This is a genomic window from Janibacter terrae NBRC 107853, from assembly GCF_001591405.1.
Classification (GTDB): domain Bacteria; phylum Actinomycetota; class Actinomycetes; order Actinomycetales; family Dermatophilaceae; genus Janibacter; species Janibacter terrae.
Genome location: NZ_BCUV01000007.1, coordinates 854,800 through 878,845, shown reverse-complemented (window position 1 = coordinate 878,845; position 24,046 = coordinate 854,800). Strand labels below are relative to the sequence as shown.

General features: G+C 70.5%; 27 protein-coding genes. 23 read left to right on the top strand and 4 right to left on the bottom strand.

Annotated elements, in window-relative coordinates; all coding sequences use genetic code 11:
- Window positions 1-6 precede the first annotated feature (6 nt).
- The 5 genes from gnd to JT1_RS13885 all read left to right on the top strand — a co-directional run bounded on the left by gnd (window position 7) and on the right by JT1_RS13885 (window position 4,695).
- Window positions 7-1,092 carry a phosphogluconate dehydrogenase (NAD(+)-dependent, decarboxylating) gene (gene gnd / locus JT1_RS13905; RefSeq protein WP_068327646.1) on the top strand — a complete coding sequence of 362 codons (1,086 nt, stop codon included), beginning with the start codon at window positions 7-9 and terminating at the stop codon, window positions 1,090-1,092.
- A 1-nt stretch (window position 1,093) separates the two neighbouring features.
- Window positions 1,094-2,299, top strand: a complete 1,206-nt coding sequence (gene recF / locus JT1_RS13900) for a DNA replication/repair protein RecF (protein ID WP_068327642.1) — start codon at window positions 1,094-1,096, stop codon at window positions 2,297-2,299.
- A complete protein-coding gene (locus JT1_RS13895; RefSeq protein WP_068327639.1) occupies window positions 2,296-2,814 on the top strand; it encodes a DciA family protein in 519 nt (172 codons plus the stop codon). Before recF ends, JT1_RS13895 begins: the two co-directional genes overlap by 4 nt.
- 52 nt (window positions 2,815-2,866) lie before the next feature.
- Window positions 2,867-3,421 (top strand): LURP-one-related/scramblase family protein, encoded by a 555-nt coding sequence (locus JT1_RS13890; protein WP_068327636.1) that lies wholly within the window; start codon window positions 2,867-2,869, stop codon window positions 3,419-3,421.
- A gap of 236 nt (window positions 3,422-3,657) precedes the next feature.
- Window positions 3,658-4,695: an IS481 family transposase gene (locus JT1_RS13885; RefSeq protein WP_068321680.1), complete on the top strand. Its 1,038-nt coding sequence runs from the start codon at window positions 3,658-3,660 to the stop codon at window positions 4,693-4,695.
- A 79-nt stretch (window positions 4,696-4,774) separates the two neighbouring features.
- Here the strand turns inward: JT1_RS13885 and JT1_RS13880 are convergent, their stop codons facing one another.
- On the bottom strand, window positions 4,775-5,635 hold the full coding sequence (locus tag JT1_RS13880; RefSeq protein ID WP_068327628.1) for an alpha/beta fold hydrolase: 861 nt from the start codon (window positions 5,633-5,635) through the stop codon (window positions 4,775-4,777).
- Window positions 5,636-5,808: 173 nt separating this feature from the next.
- On the opposite strand from JT1_RS13880, the gene JT1_RS13875 reads away from it, so the two are divergent.
- Window positions 5,809-6,618 carry a fumarylacetoacetate hydrolase family protein gene (locus JT1_RS13875; RefSeq protein ID WP_255218331.1) on the top strand — a complete coding sequence of 270 codons (810 nt, stop codon included), beginning with the start codon at window positions 5,809-5,811 and terminating at the stop codon, window positions 6,616-6,618.
- 273 nt (window positions 6,619-6,891) lie between these two features.
- Window positions 6,892-7,662 (top strand): FAD-binding protein, encoded by a 771-nt coding sequence (locus JT1_RS13870; RefSeq protein ID WP_068327624.1) that lies wholly within the window; start codon window positions 6,892-6,894, stop codon window positions 7,660-7,662.
- A 20-nt stretch (window positions 7,663-7,682) separates the two neighbouring features.
- On the opposite strand, the gene JT1_RS13865 is transcribed toward JT1_RS13870, so the two are convergent.
- Window positions 7,683-8,918, bottom strand: coding sequence for a flavin reductase (locus JT1_RS13865; protein WP_068327622.1), 1,236 nt, complete (start codon window positions 8,916-8,918; stop codon window positions 7,683-7,685).
- 198 nt (window positions 8,919-9,116) lie between these two features.
- Here JT1_RS13865 and JT1_RS13860 point away from each other — a divergent pair, with 198 nt between their 5' ends.
- From JT1_RS13860 to JT1_RS13840, 5 genes are all read left to right on the top strand, one after another.
- On the top strand, window positions 9,117-9,761 hold the full coding sequence (locus JT1_RS13860; protein ID WP_068327613.1) for a TetR/AcrR family transcriptional regulator: 645 nt from the start codon (window positions 9,117-9,119) through the stop codon (window positions 9,759-9,761).
- The gene (locus JT1_RS13855; RefSeq protein WP_169702012.1) at window positions 9,758-10,396 is read left to right on the top strand and encodes a TetR/AcrR family transcriptional regulator; all 639 of its coding nucleotides are present in this window, start codon (window positions 9,758-9,760) and stop codon (window positions 10,394-10,396) included. The genes JT1_RS13860 and JT1_RS13855 overlap by 4 nt, the downstream gene beginning before the upstream one ends.
- A gap of 128 nt (window positions 10,397-10,524) precedes the next feature.
- A complete protein-coding gene (locus tag JT1_RS13850; RefSeq protein ID WP_068327607.1) occupies window positions 10,525-10,893 on the top strand; it encodes a 2Fe-2S iron-sulfur cluster-binding protein in 369 nt (122 codons plus the stop codon).
- 2 nt (window positions 10,894-10,895) lie between these two features.
- The gene (locus JT1_RS13845; protein WP_068327605.1) at window positions 10,896-11,825 is read left to right on the top strand and encodes a catechol 2,3-dioxygenase; all 930 of its coding nucleotides are present in this window, start codon (window positions 10,896-10,898) and stop codon (window positions 11,823-11,825) included.
- Window positions 11,825-12,259: a GlcG/HbpS family heme-binding protein gene (locus JT1_RS13840; RefSeq protein WP_068327604.1), complete on the top strand. Its 435-nt coding sequence runs from the start codon at window positions 11,825-11,827 to the stop codon at window positions 12,257-12,259. The genes JT1_RS13845 and JT1_RS13840 overlap by 1 nt, the downstream gene beginning before the upstream one ends.
- 81 nt (window positions 12,260-12,340) lie before the next feature.
- On the opposite strand, the gene JT1_RS13835 is transcribed toward JT1_RS13840, so the two are convergent.
- The gene (locus tag JT1_RS13835; RefSeq protein WP_068327601.1) at window positions 12,341-13,288 is read right to left on the bottom strand and encodes an AraC family transcriptional regulator; all 948 of its coding nucleotides are present in this window, start codon (window positions 13,286-13,288) and stop codon (window positions 12,341-12,343) included.
- A gap of 242 nt (window positions 13,289-13,530) precedes the next feature.
- Between JT1_RS13835 and JT1_RS13830 the strand changes: the two genes are divergently transcribed.
- The 6 genes from JT1_RS13830 (at window position 13,531) to JT1_RS13805 (ending at window position 18,566) form a co-directional block, all read left to right on the top strand.
- The gene (locus JT1_RS13830) at window positions 13,531-13,983 is read left to right on the top strand and encodes a hypothetical protein (RefSeq protein ID WP_068327599.1); all 453 of its coding nucleotides are present in this window, start codon (window positions 13,531-13,533) and stop codon (window positions 13,981-13,983) included.
- Window positions 13,984-14,023: 40 nt separating this feature from the next.
- Window positions 14,024-15,031: a ferritin family protein gene (locus tag JT1_RS13825; RefSeq protein ID WP_068327597.1), complete on the top strand. Its 1,008-nt coding sequence runs from the start codon at window positions 14,024-14,026 to the stop codon at window positions 15,029-15,031.
- Window positions 15,032-15,043: 12 nt separating this feature from the next.
- Window positions 15,044-15,358, top strand: a complete 315-nt coding sequence (locus JT1_RS13820) for an MmoB/DmpM family protein (RefSeq protein ID WP_068327596.1) — start codon at window positions 15,044-15,046, stop codon at window positions 15,356-15,358.
- Window positions 15,359-15,455: 97 nt separating this feature from the next.
- Window positions 15,456-17,024, top strand: coding sequence for a YHS domain-containing protein (locus tag JT1_RS13815; RefSeq protein ID WP_068327594.1), 1,569 nt, complete (start codon window positions 15,456-15,458; stop codon window positions 17,022-17,024).
- 1 nt (window position 17,025) lies between these two features.
- Window positions 17,026-17,352 carry a phenol hydroxylase subunit P4 gene (locus tag JT1_RS13810; protein WP_068327592.1) on the top strand — a complete coding sequence of 109 codons (327 nt, stop codon included), beginning with the start codon at window positions 17,026-17,028 and terminating at the stop codon, window positions 17,350-17,352.
- A gap of 116 nt (window positions 17,353-17,468) precedes the next feature.
- Window positions 17,469-18,566 (top strand): NADH:ubiquinone reductase (Na(+)-transporting) subunit F, encoded by a 1,098-nt coding sequence (locus JT1_RS13805; RefSeq protein WP_068327589.1) that lies wholly within the window; start codon window positions 17,469-17,471, stop codon window positions 18,564-18,566.
- Between the two features lie 12 nt (window positions 18,567-18,578).
- On the opposite strand, the gene JT1_RS13800 is transcribed toward JT1_RS13805, so the two are convergent.
- On the bottom strand, window positions 18,579-19,340 hold the full coding sequence (locus tag JT1_RS13800) for an IclR family transcriptional regulator (RefSeq protein WP_068327587.1): 762 nt from the start codon (window positions 19,338-19,340) through the stop codon (window positions 18,579-18,581).
- A 65-nt stretch (window positions 19,341-19,405) separates the two neighbouring features.
- Here JT1_RS13800 and JT1_RS13795 point away from each other — a divergent pair, with 65 nt between their 5' ends.
- The 5 genes from JT1_RS13795 (at window position 19,406) to JT1_RS13775 (ending at window position 24,045) form a co-directional block, all read left to right on the top strand.
- Window positions 19,406-20,224, top strand: coding sequence for an IclR family transcriptional regulator (locus JT1_RS13795; RefSeq protein WP_082807682.1), 819 nt, complete (start codon window positions 19,406-19,408; stop codon window positions 20,222-20,224).
- A 197-nt stretch (window positions 20,225-20,421) separates the two neighbouring features.
- Window positions 20,422-21,216 carry a 2-keto-4-pentenoate hydratase gene (locus tag JT1_RS13790; protein WP_068329284.1) on the top strand — a complete coding sequence of 265 codons (795 nt, stop codon included), beginning with the start codon at window positions 20,422-20,424 and terminating at the stop codon, window positions 21,214-21,216.
- A gap of 11 nt (window positions 21,217-21,227) precedes the next feature.
- Window positions 21,228-22,202, top strand: coding sequence for an acetaldehyde dehydrogenase (acetylating) (locus tag JT1_RS13785; protein ID WP_068327585.1), 975 nt, complete (start codon window positions 21,228-21,230; stop codon window positions 22,200-22,202).
- A complete protein-coding gene (gene dmpG / locus JT1_RS13780; RefSeq protein ID WP_255218330.1) occupies window positions 22,199-23,260 on the top strand; it encodes a 4-hydroxy-2-oxovalerate aldolase in 1,062 nt (353 codons plus the stop codon). Before JT1_RS13785 ends, dmpG begins: the two co-directional genes overlap by 4 nt.
- A complete protein-coding gene (locus JT1_RS13775; protein ID WP_068327582.1) occupies window positions 23,257-24,045 on the top strand; it encodes a 2-keto-4-pentenoate hydratase in 789 nt (262 codons plus the stop codon). Before dmpG ends, JT1_RS13775 begins: the two co-directional genes overlap by 4 nt.
- The last annotated feature ends 1 nt before the right edge of the window (window position 24,046 follow it).

The window sequence follows — 24,046 nt, the reverse complement described above, 5'->3', positions numbered from 1 at the left end:
CCCGTCATGCAGCTCGGTCTCATCGGTCTGGGCAAGATGGGCGGCAACATGCGTGAGCGTGTGCGCCGCGCCGGCCACGAGGTCGTCGGCTACGACACCAACCCCGAGGTCTCCGACGCCGAGAGCGTCCAGGCGATGGTCGACGCGCTCGCCGCGCCGCGGGTCGTGTGGGTCATGGTCCCCTCCGGCGAGATCACCCGGGCGGTCATCAGCGACCTCGCCGAGCGCCTCGAGCCCGGTGACCTCGTGATCGACGGTGGCAACTCACGCTTCAGCGACGACGGCCCCAACGCCGAGCTCCTCGGTGCGAAGGGGGTCGGCTACCTCGACTGCGGCGTCTCCGGCGGCATCTGGGGCTTGGACAACGGCTACGGCCTCATGGTCGGCGGCGACGCGCAGCACGTGGAGCAGGCGATGCCGATCTTCGACGCCCTGCGGCCGGAGGGACCCCGCGACGAGGGCTTCGTGCACGCGGGCGCCGTGGGCGCCGGCCACTACGTGAAGATGGTGCACAACGGCATCGAGTACGGCCTGATGCACGCGTACGCGGAGGGCTACGAGCTGCTCGAGCGCAAGGACATCGTCACCGACGTGCCGGGGGCCTTCAAGGCGTGGAGCCGCGGCACCGTCGTGCGGTCCTGGCTGCTCGACCTCATGGTCAAGGCCCTCGAGGAGAACCCCTCGCTCGAGGACGTCAGCGACTACACCGCCGACTCCGGCGAGGGGCGCTGGACCGTCGAGGAGGGCATCGCCAACTCGGTGCCGATGCCGGTCATCTCTGCCTCGCTCTTCGCGCGGTTCGCCTCGCGCCAGCAGGTCAGCCCCGCGATGCAGGCCGTCGCGGCGCTGCGCGGGCAGTTCGGTGGTCACCAGGTCATGACGGTCGCCGAGGGCGAGGACCTGCGGGCGGAGGCGGCCAAGGGCGTCGCGGCGGCCAGGACCAGCCGGGCGCAGGAGGAGAAGAAGATCGACAAGCCAGCCTCCCCCGCAGAGGCGCCGAAGGGGGACGCGGCCGATGCCGGTCCGACCTCCGGCACGCAGAGCACGGGTGGGTCGCCCGGGCCGACGAGCGGGACCGGCTCGACGCAGTGACGTGCACGTACGCCACCTGAGCATCGGCGACTTCCGCAGCTATCCCAGCGCCGAGCTGGCCCTCGAGCCGGGGATCACGACCCTCGTCGGGCTCAACGGGCAGGGCAAGACCAACCTGGTCGAGGCGATCGGGTACGTCGCCTCGCTCTCGAGCCACCGGGTCGCGACCGACCAGCCGATGGTCCGCTTCGGCTCCGACCGGGCGATCGTGCGCTGCGCGGTCGTGCGGGACGGGCGCGAGAGCCTCGTCGAGCTGGAGATCACCCCCGGCCGTGCCAACCGGGCCAAGCTCAACCGCTCCCCCCTCCCCCGGACCCGCGACGTGCTCGGCACGCTGCGCACGGTGCTCTTCGCACCCGAGGACCTGGCCCTGATCAAGGGTGACCCGGGCGAGCGGCGACGCTTCCTCGACGACCTGCTCGTGCAGCGCCAACCGCGCTGGTCGGGGGTGCGCTCGGACTACGACAAGATCCTCAAGCAGCGGGGCGCCCTGCTGAAGTCGGCGGCCGCGCTGCTCGGCTCTCGGAGCGGGCGTGGGCGACGCAGCTCCTCGGCCCCCGAGGGCGTGGACCCGCGCGCCGCGGTCGAGGACGCACTGCGGACCCTGGAGATCTGGGACGACAACCTCGCCACCCTCGGCAGCCAGCTGCTCTACGCCCGGCTGCGTCTGCTGCGCGACCTCGTGCCGCACCTGCAGGAGGCCTACCGGGAGGTGAGTGCGAACCAGTCCGAGGCGACCGCGGTCTACCGCAGCTCGCTCCACGAGGAGGCCGCCGAGGCGATCGCTGCCGGCGAGGTGCCCGAGCCGGAGCAGCTGCGCGCCGCGATGCTCGAGTCGATGGCGCGGGTGCGTGACCAGGAGGTCGAGCGGGGGGTCAACCTCGTCGGCCCGCACCGCGACGACCTGGTCCTCGGGCTCGGTGCGATGCCGGCCAAGGGGTACGCCAGCCACGGCGAGTCGTGGTCCTTCGCCCTCGCGCTGCGGCTCGCGGCCTACCACCTGCTGCGTCACGACCTCGGGGACGACCCGGTCCTCGTCCTCGACGACGTCTTCGCCGAGCTCGACTCCGGCCGGCGCGAGCGGCTGGCGGCCATGGTCGCCGACTGCGAGCAGGTGCTCATCACCGCGGCGGTGCCGCAGGACGTGCCGGAGAGCCTGGCGGGGCAGACCTTCACGGTCTCGCTCGGTGAGGTGGGCGCGGCATGAGCGAAGGGGAGGTCCCCCCGCCCGGGGACGAGATCGACGCGGCCGCCGCGGCGCTCGCCCGGGCGCGCGCCGTCGCCAAGGGCAAGGGGCTGCGCCCCGGGATGAAGCCGCGCCCCAGACGGAAGTGGCAGCCGCAGGGCATCCTGTCGACGGGTGGCCGTGACCCGCAGACGATCGGCGACCAGGTCGAGCGCCTCGTCGGTGACCGCGGCTGGCAGGTCGATGTCGCGGCGGGGTCGGTCATGGGTCGGTGGGGCGAGATCGTCGGTCGCGAGGTGGCGGAGCACTGCGAGCCGGTGACCTTCGAGGCCGGGGTCCTGTCCGTGCGCGCCGACTCGACCGCCTGGGCGACCCAGATCCGGCTGCTGTCGAGCTCGCTCCTCGGACGGATCAGCGAGCTCGTCGGGCCCGACGTGGTCCACGAGATCCGGGTGCACGGGCCGAGCGCGCCGTCGTGGTCGCGCGGTCTGCGGCGCACGAGCGACGGCCGGGGTCCTCGCGACACGTACGGGTAGCTCCTCGAGACGGCCGCGGGCGGCCTCCTCAGGATCCGGGCAGGATGGGCCCATGGGGATCCTCGACACCGACGCCATCGTCCTGGACCAGGTCCGGTCCTTCCTGAGCAACGACTTCGCGATCCACGACCTCGCAGGCACGCCCATCGGGCGCATCGTGACGGAGGGGAGCGCTGGGGCACGGATGCTCATGGGCAGCCGGCAGCTCGCGGTCGTCGACACCGACGGCACCCTGCTCGTCCGCGTCGTCGACACGCCCGACCTCGGCCTCGACCGCTTCCAGGTGCAGGACGGGCAGGGCGGGGTGATCGCCCAGGTCGTCAAGGAGTTCACCTTCTTCACGAAGGCGCTGCGCATCGAGTGCTGGACCGGGCCGCAGCTGTGCCTCGAGGGATCGATGTGGGACCGCGAGTTCACCGTCACCGGGCCCGGCGGGCTCGCGGCGACCGCGAGCCGGCACTGGCCGGGCGTGGCCCAGGCCTTCCTCGGGCGGGAGCGCTACGTCCTGGGGTTCAGCCCGCAGGTGCCGGTGCCGGAGAAGCTCGGCACGATCGGCGCGGTCATCGCGCTCGACCTCATCCGGGCCAAGGAGCGCAACGACGGGTGAGCGCCGCCCCGCAGACGCGGGACGGGCCCCCTTCGTCCGGCATTCCCCTAGGGCAATGTAGACCTGGACGTGCATTCCCCTAGGGGAATGCGGACCTTGACGCGCATTGCCCTAGGTGTTGCGGGGCATGAGGTTGGTGACACGAGGAGGGGCGTAACAGGGCGGGCAGGTCCCCGTGGCGACAGGATGAGGGTGTCAAAGCCGTTCATCACGAGCCAGCCAAAGGAACCTGCCCTGTGTCCCACGCTAATGCCCCGATGACCCCTGGTGGTCGCCTACGTCTGATCGAGCGAGTGCTGGGTCAGGCCAATGATGAGGCCGGCCCGCGGCCGATCGCGCACGTCGCAGCCGAGGCCGCGATCTCACGCCAGTGCCTGTCCAAATGGGTAGCCCGCTACCGCGAGCACGGCGAGGAAGGGCTGCACGACCGCTCCAGCCGGCCACAACGCTCCCCGAGCGCGACTGCCGAACCGGTGGTCGAGCGGATCATCGAGCTGCGGCGCCGTAAGTGGTCCGCGCGGCGCATCCATCTGGCGCTGGCCGATGAGGGCACGAATGTGGCGGTGTGCACCATCGCCCGGATCCTGCGCCGCGAGGGCTTGAACCGGCTGCGGGACCTGGACGTCGACGGGCAGCCCCTGCGCCAGCAGCCCGCCGGCAAGATCATCGCGCGCTACCCCGGGCACATGATCCACCTGGACGTGAAGAAGGTCGGACGCATCCCGCCCGGGGGCGGGTGGCGCGTCCACGGCCGCGGCTCGGACGCTGACCGGGCCCGCGGCCTGCGAGGACACCACCGCGGCGCCAAGGTGGGCTACACCTACCTGCACTCGGCCGTGGACGGCTTCACCCGGATGGTCTACACCGAGGCCCACGACGACGAGAGCGCCGCGACCGCGATCGCGTTCCTGGCCCGCGCCCGGGTCTTCTTCGCCGCGCACGGCATCACCCGCATCACCCGCATCGTCACCGACAACGGGTCCTGTTACCGCGCCAAGAACTTCACCCGCTCGGTGCTCTCCTTCGCCTCGAAACACAAGCGGATCAAGCCCTACACGCCCAAGCACAACGGCAAGGTCGAGCGCTACCAGCAGACCATGGCCCGCGAGGTCCTCTACGCCGACGCCTACCCCTCCGAAGAAGCCCGCCGACGACAGCTACAGATCTGGGTGACCCACTACAACTACCATCGCCCACACAGCGCCATCGGGGACCAACCCCCAGCCAGCCGCGCCAAGACCCGTGTCACCAAGGTCATGCCCAGTTACACCTAGGGGAATGCACGACCGGGACGAAGGGGGACGCCGCGCCTCGTCGTCGGAGCGTGCCGGAGCGTCCGGACGCGCCAGCGTCTCAGAACTTGTCGGCGACGAGGCTCTCGAGGAGGAACACGAAGGTGTCGTGGGCCTCGATCTGGGTCCAGTGACCGCTCTTGGGGATGATGTGCAGCGACGCGTCCGGCAGCTGCTGGGCCAGCCAGGTGCTCGACTGCACCGGGACGATGATGTCGTCGCGACCGTGGACGCACAGGATCTTGTGCGGGATCGTCGCCATCTCCTCGGCCGTGAAGCCCGGCTTGGGCGCCGAGGGGTCGAACATCGCCGCGTGCGAGCGCTGGATGTCGGGCCGCTCGATGTAGGGCATCCGCTCCGCGACGACCTCGTCGACCTTGGCGGCCAGGACGTCCATGTCGTAGACGAAGGACGAGAGCAGCTGCTTCATCGACGCCGGCGTGGGGTCGGCGTAGAAGCCGAAGAGGTGCTGCAGCCCCTCGGTGACCGGCAGGTCGGGTGCGCCGCCGGAGCCCATGAGGAGCATGGTGCGGATGCGCCCGCCGTCGAGGAGGGCCATCTCGAGCGAGATCATCCCACCCATCGAGTTGCCGACGAGGGTGACCGGCTCGGTGATGCCGAGGTGGTCGAGCAGCTCGAAGAGGGTGCGGGCCTGGACGAGGTTGAGCGCCTTCATCCCCCGCGGCGGGTCCTCGAGGTGCGTGGAGTCACCGAAACCGATCATGTCGGGGGCGATGCAGTGGTAGCGGTCCCCGAGCTCCTCGATGACGGCCTTCCAGTTCGAGGTCCCGGTGGCCCCGGGCCCGGAGCCGTGCAGCAGCAGGAGCGGGGTCATGCCCGGCTCCCCGGTGGTGTGGACCCGGTAGGTGACCTCGCTCAGGGCGACGTCGCGGCTGGTGACCTCGGCGTTCTTCGTCGGCATTGACGTGTCCTTATCTAGAGTGGTCGTTACACGATATGCCGGAAGCCGACGCGGAACAAGGTCTTGCCATGGCCCGCCTGAACTGGTGATCTGTTGCATCTACTACACGGAAGGTGGGTTGACGGATGAGGATGGCCAGCAGCGCAGGACGAGGGGTGGTTCTGCCGGGAGGTGTGGAGGGACCCCTCCACGGGTGGGACGTCGCGACCCTGAGTGAAGGGAGGATCGGCCCGGACCCCATGGCGATGTACGCGGCCGTGGACGAGCTGCGCTCTCTGGTCGCTGCGGCCGACCCGTCCACCGCCACCCCCGTGGCGCTCGAGGAGCTCGACGCGCCGGTCCCCCGCCCGTCGTCCGTCGTCGCCATCGGCCTCAACTACGCCGAGCACGCCCTCGAGTCCGGCTTCGAGCCGCCGGCGGACCTGCCGCCCGTCTTCACCAAGTGGCCGAGCTCGATCACCGGCGCCCACGGCGAGGTGGTCCTGCCGGAGGGGTCGGTCGACTGGGAGGTCGAGGTCGTCGCCGTCCTGGGACGTACGCTCCACCGGGCGAGCCCGCAGGAGGCCGTCGCCGCCCTCGCCGGGGTCACCGTCGGGCAGGACCTCTCCGAGCGGGACCGCCAGCTGCGCGGCCCCGCGCCGCAGTTCGGCCTGGCCAAGTCCTTCCCCGGCTTCTCCCCGATCGGTCCCTGGGTGGTCACCCTCGACGACGCGCCACCCCTGGACGATCTCGCGCTCGGGTGCGCGGTCGACGGGGAGGTCGTCCAGGACGGCACGACGGCCAAGCTCCTCTACCCGATCGCCCGGGCGATCGCCGAGCTGTCGCAGGTCCTGACCTTCTCCCCCGGCGACCTCGTCTTCACCGGGACGCCCGACGGGGTCGGCATGGCCCTCGACCCGCCGCGGTTCCTGCGGCCCGGGCAGACGCTCACGACATGGGTGACCGGGGTGGGGCGCATGGAGCACCGGCTCGTCACGGGCTGAGCCGACCCGACGGATCGTGCCCCGCCCCCCCTTCGCTGCACCGGAACTGACAGAGAAGTCTCGCTCACGACGAGCACGTCGTGACCGACCCGGAGCGCCGGGGCGGCGGACCGCTCATGTCCTGCCTGCGGGCCGAGCTGGTCTCCCGGGACAACGTCGCCTTCGTCGACGAGGCGCCGGTGCGCCGGCTGCTCACCGAGCCCGACCCCGAGCGCCCGGGCGACGAGCGCGTCGTCGGGTCTCGTCGCCGAGCAGAACGGCGAGCTCGTCGAGGTGCGGGCGGCGACGACGGTGGTCGCCACCGACGGCTTCGCGAACAACCCCGAGCTCATGCGGCGCTTCGCGGCGTCCCTCGGCACCCCCTTCTACGGCGGCGTGAGCACGTCGACGGGTGACTCCGTCGCGTGGCTCGAGCCGCTCGGGGCGCAGTGGACGCACATGGAGGCCTGCCTGCGGCACGGCCAGATGACGCTCGGCCACGGCACGCGGGTCAACCCGGCCCTGCCGTGGGCGGGCGCGGTCCTCGTCAACACCGACGGGGAGCGCTTCGTCGACGAGCAGGCCCACGGCTACTCCGGGCTCGCCGCGCAGATCCAGGCGCAGCCGGGCGAACGGGCCCTGATGCTCTGGGACGAGCAGGCGATGGCCGAGACGATCACCTCGGAGATGATGCGCGACTCCCTGGCCGCCGGGGCGATCCGCGAGGCAGAGGACCTGGCAGACCTCGCCCGGCAGACCGGCATCCCGCTCGCCCGGCTCGAGGAGTCGGTGCGCCCGATCGAGGGTCGTCGGGCCCAGAGCGGGCGCCTGCACCACACGTGGGTCACCCACGGGGTGCTGACGACCCAGGGCGGGGCGCTCGTGGACCCGCGGGGCCGGCTCGTGCGTGCGGACGGCTCGACCGTGGTCGGCCTGCGGGTCGGGGGCGGCAGCGCGGTCGGGACGGCCGGCCCGCGCTCGGAGGGCTACTCCTCCGGCGGGGGGCTCATGGCCGCCATGGGGGCCGGGTGGATCATCGGCGCGGAGGTGGCGAAGGGGGCCTGAACCCCCTTCGCCCTCCGCGCTCACATCATGAACCAGCTCTGGTAGTCCCTGAGCAGCTCGCTGCTGCCGTTGTGGCCGAGCGCGTCGGTCATCTCGGCGGCGGCCTGCTGCAGCGAGGCGACCCACTCCCGCACGACCGTCCCGTCGACGTCCTGCGGGAGCTGGGTCATCCGCAGGACCATGGAGACGCCGCCGTGGGGGTTGAAGACCGGGACGACGATCGAGCCGAGGTCGTAGGTGCCGTCCTCGCAGATGTCCACCGGTCCGAAGAAGAGCGACATCTGCGCGATGACCTCGCGGACGGCACGCTCGCGGCTCGGGGTGAGGGGGCCGGAGGCGTACTCGTCGAGCGCCTCGTGCAGGCGCGCGTACTCCTCCTCGCGCTCCGGACCGACCTGGACGACCGCGAAGCCGTCGCGGCGGATCGCCTCGAGCCGTCCGCGGTAGTGGGCGATCGCCTCCTCGTCCTTGGCCGCCTTCGCGAGCCAGTGCTCCTGGACCTGCGGCGGGGCGAACGCGACGTAGACCTCGCCGATCGGCGGCATCAGCGGGATCCGGGCCCCGAGCCGCTCGTACGCCTCCGCGCTCCCGCCGAAGGCGGAGTCGGCCGTGGTCATGTCCTCGTCGTCGATCGCGACGAGGACGGCCGACTCGCAGCCGTGCCGGTCGGCGATGCGGCGGATGTGCGGACGGGCCGTCTCGGCGAGGCGCAGGGCGGCGATGAAGTCACCGTCGCCGAGCGCGGACAGGCCCTTGGGGTTGAACCCGCCGTACCCGCCCTGGAAGAAGAGCAGGGGGGTCACCGGACGGTTGACCTCGAGGTCGTCGACCGCGCAGATGGTGATGTAGTGGTCGCCGGCGAGCACCTCCTGCTCGCGGCGGCAGTGGATCAGGGCGACCGCGTCGTCGAGCACGGGCGCACCCTGCGCGGAGGGCGACCAGCCGACGCGCTCGAACTTGTCGTCGGCCGGGATCGCCATCGTGCGGCAGACATCCGTCTGGTCGTGGGCGAGGACGTTGATGACGAAGGAGGGGCACTCGCGCAGCCGCGCGTAGGTGCCGGAGTGCGCCCCGGGCATGAAGGCCACGAGCGGGGGGTCCATCGACACCGAGCTGAAGGTGCCGACCACCATGGCGACCGGCTCGCCGTCGGGGTGCGTCCCGGTGACGGCGACCACGCCCGTCGGGTAGTGGCCGAGGACCTCGCGGAAGGTCGCGTCGTCGAAGCGGCGCTCGAGCGCCTGGTCCGCTGCCATGTGAGCTCCTCGTTGAGTCTCGGATGACGGCCCCACGGGGGAAGCCTGTAGTGGTTGCTACAGCGAGAGTAGCCATCGCGAAGGGGGTTGATCAAGCCTCCGTCGCAGGATTCCGCGCCAGACGGCATCGATCCCTGTAGGATCGCTTCCAGCACCGGCCCTGCTCGAGGCGGACCGAACGAGACCCGAGGGGGTGGCATGCCGCGCAAGACCGACCGCGTCCACAAGCAGGGCGAGGAGTCCAAGGAGTCGATCCTGCGGGCGACGCTGGAGATCGCCGCGACCTCAGGCTACGACGGCACGACGGTCGCCAAGGTGGTGGAGCGCACGGGCCTGCCGGCCAGCTCGATCTACTGGCACTTCGGCAACAAGGACCAGCTGCTCGCGGCGACCCTCGAGTACTCGTACCGTCAGTGGCGCCCGACCGCCCCGACGTGGGTGGAGCGGGCCGAGCCGGAGGACCTGCGCGAGCGGGTCGAGCAGCGCTTCCAGCGCGCCGCGCAGTCGCTCGTCGACACCCCTCAGTTCTGGCAGCTCGGCCTGCTGCTCACCCTGCAGAAGCGGGTCAAGCAGCCCGAGGCCCGCGCGCGCTACCTCGACGTGCGCCGTGACACCGAGGACGCGATGGCGAGGTGGTGGACCGAGGTGCTCCTCCCCGAGGCCTTCCCCGACGAGAGCGCGCGGCTCGCTGCCGCCCAGCGCGTCGCGCGGACCCACATGGTGCTCATGGACGGGCTCTTCGTCCACGTCCGCTCCAGCTCTCCCAAGGACGTGCGGCGCCTCACCTCGCTGCTCGCCATGGGCTGGTCGGCCCATCTCCGCGAGCTGGGGTGGGCCCGATGAGCGGCAGGCCGACCGGCGCGGCCGACCCCAAGGACCCGGGCCTGGCCTCCCGTGACCGGATCCTCGTCGCCGCCGCCGAGGTCGCCCGGGAGCGTGGTGTCACCGGCGCGACGATCGCCGCCGTCTGCAAGCGCTCCGGGCTGCCGGTCTCGAGCCTCTACTGGTATTTCAGCGACAAGGACGCCCTCTTCGCCGAGGTCGTGCGCACCAGCTTTGCCCGCTGGCTCGCCGAGTCGCCCGGGTGGGGTGCGCAGCCCGGCGACGTGCTCGACCACGTCGGGCAGATCCTGCAGGCTACGGAGGAGACGCTGCGACGGCGCCCGAGCTTTCTCAACATCGGCATGCAGGTGCTCCTGGAGACGGGCGAGGACACCCGCCAGACCCGACAGGCCTACCTCGACGTGCGGGCACAGACCCTGACGATGCTCATCGTCTGGCTCGAGCGGGCGCTGGGGCAGGTGGCCGACCCGCAGCTGACGATGGACGTCGCCGTGCTCGTCCGGGCGTTGTCCGAGGGACTGGTCGTCGCCGGCGAGGCTTTCGACGACTTCGCCGCCGCGGAGGTCATCGACCTCTTCCTCCCGATGATCCAGACCGTCATCCGCGAGGCCATCGGGACCGGCGGGCGTCCCTGACCGGACGCGACGCCTTGGCGCCGTCGTCGTTCCGCGCAGGGGAACGGTCTACCCCTTCGCCCTGGCGATGGGAGAGAGTCGTGGTACGGGGCGCAGTTGCCTCGTGAGCGACCACGAAGGAGTGTTCGGTGACGACGATCATCGTGCAGCCGTCGGGGACCGAGATCCACGTCTCGCCCGACGACACAGTGCTGGCAGGCCTGCAGAAGGCCGGCTACGCCTACACGGTGGGCTGCCGACGCGGCGGCTGCGGTATCTGCAAGATCGACGTGCTCGAGGGTTCCTTCACGTACAACCGACCCGTGGCCGACTCGGTCGTGACGAAGGAGGAACGCACCGACGGCACCTGCCTGAGTTGCCGTGCGGTCCCCGACGTCGACCTGACGATCCAGATGCGAGACGCGTCCCTGCGCCTCGTCAACCCCCTGCTCGGCCAGATCAACGCCGCCAAGCGCGAGCGCGTCAAGCCCGAGCGAACCCTCCCGGAGGAGCAGTAGATATGGGCATCATGCGAATGGGCTACGCCCACGTGCGTGTCACCGACATGACCGAGGCCAAGAACCACTACGCGTCGACCCTTGGGCTGTACGAGACCCTCGAGGACGTCTCCCCGGAGGGCAACAAGCGCGTCTTCTATAAGGGCTGGGACGAGTGGGACCACCACTCCGTCGTGCTCGAGGAGGGTGGCGTCGGCGTCGTCAAGTACGGCTGGAAGGTCGAGCACGAGAGCGACATCGATGACATCGAGGCCAAGGCCAAGACCTTCGGCGTGTCCGTCGAGCGGATGTCGAAGGGGGAGAACCCGGAGGTCGGCGACGGCATCCGCTTCGTCACCCCGAGCGACCACGTCTTCGAGGTCTACCACTCGCAGACCGCCATCGGCACCGAGGTCGGCACGCACAACCCCGACCCCTTCCCCCGTCACCTCGTCGGTGTGGGCGTCCCCGCGCTGGACCACTCGCTCGTCACCTGCGAGGACCCCAAGACGATGGAGCGCATGCTCATGGACGTCTTCGACTTCTACGCGACCGAGCGCATCCAGACGAGTCTCGACGACGACCACGAGCTCGCCGGCACTTGGCTGACGTCGAACAACCAGATCCACCAGTTCGCCGTCATCGGGGGCCCGCAGGGCAAGCTGCACCACTTCGCGTTCAGGCTCGACGACTGGAGCCAGGTCGGGCACGCAGCCGACCTGTTCACCATGGACGACGTGGCGGTCGACGTCACGCCGACCCGCCACGGCATCACCCGTGGTCAGACGACGTACTTCTTCGACCCGAGCGGCAACCGCAACGAGGTCTTCGCCGGTGGGTACCTGGCCTTCCCCGACCGCCCGACGAACGTCTGGACGGTTGACCAGATCGGGCAGGGCATCTTCTACCACGCGCGTGAGCTCAACGAGCGCTTCACCACCGTCCTGACCTGATGAGCCACACCCGACGCAGCGCCGTCCTGACCCTCGAGGGGGCCGGGGCGGCGCTCGCCGCTGCCCTGGCGTACGCCACCGAGCACGGCCTGCGGATGAACATCGCGGTCGTCGACCCCGGCGGCGCGCTGCTCACCTTCGCCCGGATGGACGGCGCCTTCGCCCACTCCGGACCGATCGCCATCGACAAGGCCCGGACGGTCGCCGGCTTCGGCGGCGCACCGACGGCGGGGCTCTACGAGGCGCTCGCCGGTGAGGACGCGGTGATCCGCGGCATCGCCAACCGCCCGGGGGTCGCGGCCTTCGGTGGCGGCGTCCCGATCCACGTCGACGGCGAGCTCGTCGGCGCGATCGGCGCGTCGGGCGGCTCGGCCGAGGAGGACGCGCAGGTCGCGTCCGCCGGCGCGGCCGCCGTGCACCCCGCACTGCCCTAGGCACGTGCACGAGAAGTCTGCATTGCCCTAGGGCAATGCAGAGTCAGCGGTGATCCCCCTTCGGCCTCGGGCGAAGGGGGATCAGCTCGCCATGGCCAGGGTCCGGCTCGGCAGCTCGCCGTACCGCGCCCGGTAGGCCGCCGCGAAGCGGCCCAGGTGGGTGACCCCCCAGCTGAGCGCGACGTCGGTGACGCTCGCGCCGCGCCCGTGGACGAGGTCGTCGTGGATCCGCTCCAGCCGCACGTCGTGCAGGTGGGCGAAGGGCGTCGTGCCCAGGTGCTCGCGGAAGGCCTGCTGCAGCCGCCGCACGCTCACGCCCGCGATCTCGGCGAGGTCGGCCGGGGTCCACGCGCGGGCCGGGTCGGCCTCCATCGCCGCGACGGCGCGGTGGACGGGCCGCGGCCGCAGGGCCTCGCGGGCCGTCGGCTCCTCGGGCACGGCCGCGAGGAGCAGCCCGGTGACGAGCATGCTCGCGACGGCACCGGCGACCTGGGGGTCCTGGTAGAGGAGCCCGCCGCTCTCGCGCGCGTTGTCGAAGGTCGTGCGCGCCATCCGCAACCACGCAGCCCCCGCCGGGGTGCGCAGGTCGATGTCGGTCGGCAACCGCACGCCCTTGCGGGCGAAGACCCGCTCGCTCTCACGGTGCAGGTGCGCGCTGTCGATGCGCAGGCCGAGGACGACGAGGTCAGGAGCCCAGGCCGGCATGTGTGCGGGGGTGTCGGCCGGGAAGGCCGTGGCCCGACCGGGTGCGGCGTCGTAGTTCATGCTGCCGATGCGGGAGGCGAGGTGACCGCTCAGCGGGATGTTGACTGCCACGGCACCGGGGTGGTCCGAGTCGATCCCCACGGTCGCGCCGAACTTGATGCGGGCCAGCCGGCAGCTGTCGAGGTCGACGACCTCGATGCCCGAGGCAGCAGCCCCGGACACGGCCTTGGGGTGCATCGCGTGCGGGAAATAGGCATTGGACAGGGCGTCGTGCACCCCCTCCCAGTCCTCGAACCGGGGTGCCGACTGCAGAAGGTGCCTCATCGCACTCCTCTCGCGATCATCCGTGATCGTTTGATGATGACCCGCCAGGGCGACGGGGCCGGTGGCGTTCCGCAGCGGGGAACAACGATGTGCTGACGGGTGCCTGCGCCGAGCGGACAGCGACTGCGCTCATCGGATCGTGGCGGGCGCCACACCCGGCCTACGTTGCCTCCACGACAGACCACGCCGGGGTGGTGGGGCGGACCTCGCTCCTCGTCCCCGGATCATCGAGGAGAGGTGCCATGACGCCCTTCATGACGCGCGTCGCCGAGCTCGTCGGCACGCCCCATCAGCACCTGGGCCAGCTGTCCCAGGGGCCGTCCACCGTGCCGCGGACCCGGATCAGCGAGCGGGTGGCGACCGGGACCGGCGCCGACCGGCACGTCGCCCTGCGGTCGCTCGCCGAGCAGTACGTCTGCGAGGCGAATGCCGTCCTCGGGTCCGAGCGCGAGCATCTCGGCCTCGTCGACGAGACCCTCCCGAACGAGCTGGCGTTCACCGTGACCTTCGGTGACGCCGGTGCCCGGTGCTCCACGACCTTCGCCGACGGCCGAGCGGTCGGTCGTCTCGTCGGCACCTTCGACGAAGGGGGTGACGAGCGTGAGCTCGACGGTCCCGACGCCCTGCCGGATCTGCTCGTCCGGCTCCTGGAGACCGCCCCGACGCAGGCGACGCGCACCGCGCAGCCGAGCTGACTCCCCCTTCGCCAGCCCACCAGACCAAGGAGAACGTCCAGTGCAGTACGAGCTCAAGACCCAGGTCATCGAACCCCAGCGGCAGACCTTCACCCACATCGCGAAGCGCTATGGCGACAAGCCCGCCTCGCGCTACATCGAGGGCAGCATCGACGTGCAGCCCAAGGAGCACTTCCAGTACCGCCCGACGTGGGACCCGACGCGGGAGATCTTCGACGACTCCTACAGCGTCTTCCGGCTGACCGATGCCTACAGCTACCTCGACCCGCGGCAGTACTACTACGCCCCCTACGTCACCGCCCGCTCCGGCCACCACGAGGCCTTCGCGACCTCGCTCGAGTACATCGAGGCACGTGGTTTGCTCGAGCGTCTGCCCGACGGCTGGCGCAGCGTCCTCACCGAGCTCGTGCTGCCCCTGCGGCACCTCGAGAGCGCCGGCCAGCTGATCCTCTGCGGGATGGCCCGCTTCGGCTGGGGCGCGACGGTGACCCAGGCGGCTGCCTACTCGGCCTTCGACCGGGTCGGCAATGCTCAGGTCCTCAGCCGGGTCGGCATCGCCCTCGGCGGCGGCACGGCGGACCTGCTCGCCGAGGCCAAGGAGCACTGGCTGCAGGACGCACCCCTGCAGGGGCTGCGCCGGATGGCCGAGGAGACCATCGTCGAGACCGACTGGGGTCTGGCGCTCTTGCGTCTCGACGCCGTCGACCGGCTCGTGTACGACCTGCTGTACCAGCACCTCGATGACCAGGCCGTCGTCGGCGGTGCGCCGGCCTACTCGCTCGTCGCGCAGCACATGACGAGCTGGTTCGCCGACAACCGCAAGTGGATCGACGCGCTGTACACGGCCTGGCGCGAGGACCCCGAGCTCGGTGCGACCAATGCTGCCCTCCTCGCGGAGCACGGCGCGGCCGCCGTCGACGCGGCGCTCGAGGTCGTCACCCCCTTCGCCGCCCGCATCGACGAGCTGCTCGGCGGTAGCTCGGCCGTCGACCGGATCACCACGACCGCCGCCGAGGTGCGCGCTGCGCACACCGGCGCGGCCGCCTGAGAGGAGAGCGCCATGCAGGAGCAGACCACGGCAGACGATCCGCAGACGAAGGGTGTCCGCGACGTCGGCGTCGTCATCCAGGAGTCGGAGAACAACAGGCCCGTCATCGAGGCCATCGAGGCCGACAACCCCGGGTGCACCGTCATGCACACCCCCGGCCTCGTGCGGATCACCGCCCCCGGACGGATCGTGATCAACCAGGAGACGGTCGAGGAGAAGGTCGGCCGGGAGTGGGAGACGCACGAGTTCCAGATGGCGATCGTCAGCTACTTCGGCAACATCCAGGAGTGGGACGACGACGAGATCGTCATCGCCTGGGACCACTGAGACAGACAGACAGACCAACCGACCGCATCAGGTCTCGAGGCTCGGGCGCCCGGCGCCCTCACACCTCGACCACCGTTGACCACAGGAGAGACCCACGATGACACTTGCACCGGAGAAGAAGACGAAGAAGGCCAAGAAGCTGTCGATGAAGGCCCGCTACGAGGCCCTCACCCGCGGCCTCGACTGGGAGCCGTCCTACGTCGAGAAGGACGAGATGTTCCCGCACCTCGACTACGAGGGCATCAAGATCCACGACTGGGCGGCCTGGGAGGACCCCTTCCGCCTGACGATCGACGCCTACTGCAAGTACCAGGCCGAGAAGGACAAGCGCCTCTACGCCGTCCTCGACGGCTTCGCGCAGGGGCAGGGCCACCTCGGCCTGACCGATGCGAGCTACCTCAACGCGATGAAGATCTTCATCCAGGGCGTCACCCCGCTCGAGTACGGCGCCCACCGGCACTTCGCCTACCTGGCGCGGCACTTCGCCGGACCCGGCCCGCGGTTTGCGGCACTGTGCCAGTCGATCGACGAGATCCGTCACATGCAGACCGAGATCCACACCCTGTCCAACTACAACAAGTACTACTCGGGCCTGCACAACTGGCCGGAGCAGTACGACCGGGTCTGGTACCTGTCGGTGCCCAAGAGCTTCATGGAGGACGCACTGTCCTGCGGGCCCTTCGAGTTCCTCATCGCGATCGGCTTCTCCTTCGAGTACCTGCTGACCAACCTGCTCTTCGTGCCCTTCATGTCCGGGTCGTCCTTCAACGGCGACCTGCCGACGATGACCTTCGGCTTCTCGGCGCAGTCCGACGAGTCGCGGCACATGACCCTGGGCCTCGAGGCGATCAAGTTCCTCCTCGAGCAGGACGAGGCCAACGTCCCGATCGTCCAGGGCTGGATCGACAAGTGGTTCTGGCGCTCCTACCGCGTCACCGCACTCGTCGCCCAGATGCTCGACTACATGCTCCCGCGCAAGGTCATGAGCTGGAAGGAGTCCTTCGAGCTGTACTTCGAGGAGCAGATGCTCGGTGGCCTCTTCGAGGACCTCGCCTTCTACGGCATCACGCCTCCGCGCCACGTCGAGGACGCCATCAAGGAGAAGGACATCCTCTCCCACCAGGTGTACTGGACCCTCTACCAGTTCTCCTTCGCGGCCGCCTTCACGACGAGCGTTCCGAGCGACGAGCACATGGACTGGCTCTCGCAGGCCTACCCCGACACCTTCGACACCCACTACCGACCGCTCTGGGAGAAGGAGAAGAAGAACATCGAGGCCGGCGGACGGCATTTCGCGCCGGGCCTGCCCCAGCTGTGCCAGGTCTGCCAGGTGCCGATGCTCTTCACCGAGCCCGGCGACGTGACCACCTTCGCCCAGCGCGAGTCCGAGTTCGAGGGCGAGATCTACCACACCTGCTCCAACGGCTGCCAGTGGATCTTCGAGCGCGAGCCGGAGAAGTACCGCCAGGCCTGGCTGCCCGTGCACCAGATCTACCAGGGCAACTGCGGGGGCCCGACCGTGCCGGAGGTGCTCGAGTGGTACGGCCTGCAGGACGGCGACGCCGGTGAGTACATCGGATCGCGCGACCACCGCAACTGGCAGGCCTGGCACGACGAGGCCGCAGCCGACACCGCCACCCCCGACGACACGAAGGCAGGTGCCTGACATGGCGCTCAAGAGCATGGGTGCGTACGACTTCCCCTCCCGCTCCCGGCAGGAGCTCTACGGCGACGACCAGCTCGTCTCCGTGTGGTTCCAGGACACGATGTGGTTCGCCTCCCCGGCGATGTTCCGGGCACCGAGGGCGATGACCTGGGCCGACTTCCGGGACCAGATGTTCGTGCCCTTCGCCGAGGAGGACCCCGACTACGACCCCGCTGCTCCCCGCACGTGGACGCTGCACGGCGCCCCCTTCGAGCCGCGTGACGACCAGACGCTCGCCGAGCTCGGCGTCCGTCACAAGGACGTCATCGGCACTCGCGTGGCCGCCTGAGGTGGAGACGACGATTCCCTGAGGCGCTCCTGCGTGGCGCTCCGGGGAATCGTCGTCTCCTAGACCTCCCGCACAAGCCGTCAGCTCCCCCCTTCGTCCCGCTCGAGGAGAGACCCATGACCACCCACACGATCACCGTCGAACCCGTCGGCCGCGAGGTCGAGTGCGACGAGGACCAGACGATCCTCGACGCCTGCCTGCGGGCGGGGGTGTGGCTGCCCCACAGCTGCACCCACGGCACCTGCGCGACCTGCAAGGTCGACAAGCTCGACGGCGAGGTGGACCTGGGCGAGGCGAGCTCCTTCGCCCTCATGGACTTCGAGCGGGACGAGGGCAAGCTGCTCACCTGCTGCGCGAAGCCCCGCGGGGACGTGACGATCGAGGCCGACCTCGACGTCGACGAGGACATGGAGGTGCACCCGGTCGAGGACTACACGGGCACCGTCGTCGTCCTCGAGGACATCGCGCAGGACACCAAGCGGCTCGTCGTCGAGCTCGATCGTGAGATCGGTTTCAACGCGGGCCAGTACATGAAGTTCACCGTGCCCGGCGCGGGCGGGGCCGAGCCGTGCGACCGCACGTGGTCGATCGGCTCGCCCCCCGGAGAGAGCTCCCGGCTGGAGTTCCACATCCGCAACGTGCCCGGCGGGCGCGGGACGGACGGCTGGGTCTTCTCCACCCTGGCGACGGGGGACGAGGTCCGGTTGTCGGGGCCCTACGGGCGCTTCGTGCTCAAGACGGGTGACGACAAGCACGCGATCCTCGTCGGCGGCGGCACGGGTGTCGCGCCGCTGAAGTCGATGGTCCGGCACGCCCTCGAGGCGGGCGAGTACGAGGGAGACCTCACCCTCTACGCCGGAGGGCGCACCCGAGCCCACCTCTACGACGTCGACGTCTTCCGGGCGCTCGCCGACGAGTACGACGAGTTCACCTACCGGCCCTGCCTCTCCGACGAGACCCCCGAGCAGGTCGAGGCCGACGGCGAGGACCCGGACGACTACGCCTTCGGCATGGTCACCGATGTCATCGAGGCCGACCACGCGAAGCTCTCCGGCTGCCGCGGCTACCTCTGCGGCCCGCCGCAGATGGTCGACGCGGCCCTGAAGACCCTGATGAGCCGACGCCTCTTCCCCCGGGACATCTTCCGCGAGGACTTCTTCGACGAGTCGGACAAGAACTCCACAGGCCTGAAGAGTCCGCTCATCAAGCGCTGAGCCGACGGTGCGCTACAGGCCGGCGTCCCGCAGCTGCCGCGAGAGCGTGAAGGCAGCGGTGCGCACGGCCACGCCGAGGCGGGGCAGGTCCATCAGCTGGGTCTGCCCCGTCACGGACAGTGCGGCGCGGATCTTCTTGTCCGCGCCGAAGACGGGTGCGGCGACGCACGAGACCCCGAGATGGGACTCCTCGTGGTCGTAGGACGTGCCGTTGGTGCGGATGTCGCGCAGCGCCCGCTCGAGGCCTGGCGCCGTGACGATCGTGTGCCGCGTCATCGGCGTCAGGCCGGCCTCGACCCGTTGCGCGACGACGGCCCGCGGCGAGTACGCGAGCAGGGCCTTGCCGACGCCCGTCGCGTGCGCCGGGAGACGTCCCCCGATGCTGGAGGAGAGGGGCAGGCCGCCGCGCACGATCTCCACGTAGACGACCTCGACGCCGTCGAGGACCGCGAGGTGGACCTGGCGGTCGGTCGCCTGGTGCAGGTCGACCATGAGCGGCAGCGCGGCCTGGGCGAGCGTGCGCGGCAGCGGCACGTGCGTGCCGAGCTCGAAGAGCCGGACCCCGAGCGACAGCCGGGAGTTCTCGTGGCGCTCGACGAGGCGCTCGTCGACCAGCTGCGCGACGAGGCGGTGGACCGTCCCCTTCGCCAGCCCCGTGGCACCGGCGATCTCGCTGATGCCCACCGGGCCGGGCGCCTCCTCGATGACGGTGAGGATCGACGTGATCCGGCCGACGACGGACGAAGGGGGGTCGTTTCGTTGATCGGAACGCACTCCTTGATCATGCCCCATCCGAGGGCGACAGTGGACTCACCGACGCAGAGAAAGGGTGGACGAAGATGACCACCGCGACGCACGACCCCCACCCCCACGCCACCGTCGAGGACGCCTACTGCACCTCGACCCCCAAGCGGGCGGCCGGCGGCGGGCTGCGCTCGGTCGGCACCGCGCTCGACGTCCTCGAGTGCTTCGCCGTCGACTCCGCGCTCGGGGTCTCGGACGTCGCCCGTCGCCTCGGCGTCGCGAAGTCCACGGCCCACCGGGTGCTCACCACCCTCGCCGGTCGCGGCTTCGTCGAGCAGGACGCCAACGGCCTCTACCGTCTCGGCCTGCACCTCTACGACCTCGGGATGCTCTCCCACGCCCGCAACGGTCTGCGCCATGCAGCCTTGCCTGTCATGCAGGCCGTCGCCGAGCAGACCGGGCACACCGTCAACCTGGGCGTGCCCGACGGAGGCGACGTCGTCTTCATCGAGCGCATCGAGTCCGTCGACGGCGTGCGCATCCTCGGGCACAGCGGGCGGCGGCAGGCAGCCCACTGCGTCAGCTCGGGCCTGGCCATCGCGGCCTTCAACCCCGACGTCGACCGCGCCCGTCGCGAGGCCGGCTTCCCGCCCCGCACCCGCGGCACCGTGCGTCGGGTCGAGGAGTGGGAGGAGGCACTCGGCGTGGTCCGCCAGCGCGGCTATGCGGTGCTGCACTCCGGCTCCATCGCCGGGGCCAGCTCGGTCGCCGTCCCGATCCGCTCCCAGGGGCGTGCCATCGGCTCCTTGTCGGTCTTCGGCCCGACGCCCCTCATCGAGGCGGACGTGCGGCGGGTCGTCCCGCTGCTCACCGCCGCCGCCAACCGCATCGCCAAGTCGTACCAGACGACCTGAGCCGTGCCCCGACCGCTGCATTCCCCTAGGGCAATGCAGACCAGACCCTGCATTCCCCTAGGGCAATGCAGACGAACGGCCCCCAGATCGTGCATTCCCCTAGGGCAATGCGGGCGAAGGGGAGATCACGACCGAGTGCGTTCCCTCCGCGGGAACGTACGCCCCGACCAGCGAAGGACAGTCCTAGCGTGACCACCATGGAAGAGAGCACAGACGTCCGGTCCCGGGCAGCCCGGGTCCTCCTCGAGGCCTACGAGACCGGCCGTCCCACGGCCCCCCTCACCGAGCAGTTCGACGGGCTGACCGTCGAGGACGCCTACGCGATCCAGCTCGAGCAGGTGCGGTCCTGGACCGACGCCGGCCGCACGATCATCGGCCACAAGGTGGGGCTCACCTCGCTGGCGATGCAGAAGCAGCTCGGGGTGGACCAGCCGGACTTCGGCCACCTCACCGACGACTTCGCCCACCTGGAGCACCAGCCGATCGCCCTCGACACCTACCTGCAGCCGCGGGTGGAGCCCGAGATCGCCTTCGTCCTGCGCAAGCCCCTGACCGGGCCCGGCGTCACCCTGACCCAGGCCATCGACGCCGTCGACTACGTCCTGCCCGCGCTCGAGGTCGTCGACAGCCGCGTCGCGGACTGGAAGATCACCCTCGTCGACACGATCGCCGACAACGCCAGCTCCGGCGGCTTCGTCCTCGGCAGCACGCCGACCCGTCTCACCGACGTCGACCTGCGCCTCACCGGCTGCGTGTTCTCCCGCAACTCCCAGGTCGTCGGGACCGGCGCCGGCGGCGCCGTCCTCGGCTCGCCCATCTCCAGCCTCGTGTGGCTGGCCAACACCGTCGGTGCCTTCGGCACGACGCTCGAGGCCGGCCACGTCATCCTCCCCGGGTCCGTCACCTCGATGGTTCCCGTCGCGCCGGGCGACGTCTTCACCGCGACCTTCGGTGGTCTCGGCAGCGTCACCGCCGTGTTCGCAGACAAGTGAAAGGTGCACCCATGACCACCCGGACCAAGGGAACTGCCGCGATCGTCGGCCCCGGCAACATCGGCACCGACCTGATGTTCAAGCTCATGCGCCGCTCGGAGGTCCTCGAGCCGCGCTGGATGGTCGGCGTCGACCCCAGCAGCGACGGCCTCCGTCGCGCCAAGACCCTCGGCCTCGAGGCCAGCCACGAGGGCGTCGACTGGCTCCTCGCCCAGGACGAGCTGCCCGACGTCGTCTTCGAGTGCACCTCCGCCAAGGCCCACGAGGCCAACGCGCCGAAGTACGCCGAGGCCGGCATCCTCGCCGTCGACCTCACCCCCGCGGCCGTGGGTCCCTACCTGTGCCCGCCGGTCAACCTCGACTTCAACCTCGACGCGATGAACGTCAACATGATCACCTGCGGTGGCCAGGCGACGACCCCGATCGTCGCCGCCGTCTCGTCGGTCGTCGACGTCCCCTACGCCGAGATCGTCGCCTCGATCTCGAGCAAGTCGGCGGGTCCCGGTACCCGGGCCAACATCGACGAGTTCACCGAGACCACGAGCGAGGCCCTCGAGGTCGTCGGTGGCGCCAAGAGCGGCAAGGCGATCATCATCCTCAACCCGGTCGAGCCGCCGCTGATGATGCGCAACACCGTCTTCTGCGCCATCCCGCAGGCCGCGGCCGAGGCCGGCGCCCTGCGTGACCGCGTCGAGGAGTCCATCCACGCGATGGTCGCCCGCGTCCAGGAGTACGTGCCCGGCTACCACCTGCGGGCCGACCCGCAGTTCGACGACGCCCGCGACCTGTGGAACGGCATGGCCCGGGTCACCGTCCCGATCGAGGTCAAGGGTCGCGGCGACTACCTGCCGGAGTACGCCGGCAACCTCGACATCATCACGTCCGCCGCCGCCCGTGTGGGCGACATGATGGTGGCCCACAAGCTGGGGGTCGACTCCGGCTGGGTCGCCAGCGACGCCACGACCGGCCAGGAGGTCCCCGCATGAGCAACCAGATGACCCACCCCATCCCCCAGTTCTCCGGTGACGTCGACGTCCGCCTGACTGACACGACCCTCCGTGACGGCTCGCACGCGATGTCCCACCAGTTCACCGAGGAGCAGGTCCGCACGACGGTCCGCGCCCTCGACGACGCCGGCGTCCAGGTCATCGAGGTGACCCACGGCGACGGCCTCGGCGGCTCCTCCTTCAACTACGGCTTCTCCGCCGTCGACGAGATGTCCCTGATCAAGGCCGCGGTCGCCGAGGCGCACCAGGCCAAGATCGCCGTCCTCATGCTCCCGGGCCTGGGCACCGTCGAGAAGCTGCACGAGGCGCACAACATGGGTGCCCAGATCGCGCGCATCGCGACCCACTGCACCGAGGCCGATGTCTCGATCCAGCACTTCGGTGCCGCGCGTGACCTCGGCATGGAGACCGTCGGGTTCCTCATGCTCAGCCACATGATCGGCCCCGAGGAGCTGGCCAAGCAGGCCCGCATCATGGTCGACGCCGGCTGCCAGTGCGTCTACGTCGTCGACAGCGCCGGCGCCCTCATCCTCGAGGACGTCTCCGACCGCGTCGCCGCGATCGTCGCCGAGGTCGGCAAGGACGCCCAGGTCGGCTACCACGGCCACCAGAACATGTCCTTCGGCGTGGCCAACTCGGTCCTCGCCTACCGGGCGGGTGCCCGTCAGATCGACGGCTCGCTGTGCGCCCTCGGCGCAGGTGCCGGCAACTCCCCCACCGAGGTGCTCGCCACCTCCTTCGAGCGCCTGGGCATCCGCACCGGCGTCGACATCAGCGGCGTGCTGGCCGCGGCGGAGGACGTCGTCAAGCCCTTCATCCGCCGGATGCCGATCATGGACCGCTCCTCGATCACCCAGGGCTACGCGGGCGTCTACAGCTCCTTCCTGCTCCACGCGGAGCGGGCGGCCGAGCGCTACGGCGTGCCGGCCCACGAGATCCTCATGAAGGTCGGCGAGTACGGCTACGTCGGCGGCCAGGAGGACATGATCATCGACGTGGCCCTGGAGCTGCGCGACGGGAAGAAGGTCTCTGCATGAGCACGCAGTGGGACGTCGAGTCAGTCGCGACCGAGCTCCTGGCCTGCGAGGACGAGCGTCGCGACCGGGTGAAGTTCACCGACGAGTGGCCCGAGCTGGACGTGGCCACCGGCTACGAGATCCAGGACCTCACCCTGCAGCGCCGCCTCGACCGCGGGGAGAAGCTCATCGGCATCAAGCTGGGTCTCACCTCCCGGGCCAAGCAGCAGCGCATGGGGGTCGACACCCCCTTCGTCGCCTGGCTCACGGACGCCATGATCCTGCCGGCCGGTGACCCCGTGCCGCAGGACCAGCTGATCCACCCGCGCATCGAGCCCGAGCTCGTCTTCGTCATGGGCGAGCGGCTCGAGGGCCCCGGCGTCACCGCTGCCCAGGCGATGGCGGCCGTCGACCACGTCCTCGGCGGGGCCGAGGTCATCGACAGCCGCTACCGCGACTTCAAGTTCGCCGCCGGTGACGTCATCGCCGACAACGCGAGCTCCGGCGCCTTCGTCACCGGGCCGGTGGCCCTCACGCCGAGCGAGCTCGACCTCTCCCTCGAGGCAGTACTCGTCGAGGTCGACGGGCAGGTCGTCGACTCGGCGACCGGTGCCGCCGTGCAGGGACATCCCGGCGAGGCGCTCGCCCTCGCGGCCAACGACCTCGCCACGCGGGGCCACGCCATCGAGCCCGGCTGGATCGTCCTCACCGGCGGCATGACCGACGCGTACTTCGCGACGCCCGGGACCTCGATCTCGCTACACTTCACCTCCCTGGGATCCGTGCGGATCAACGGGGGCGAGTGAC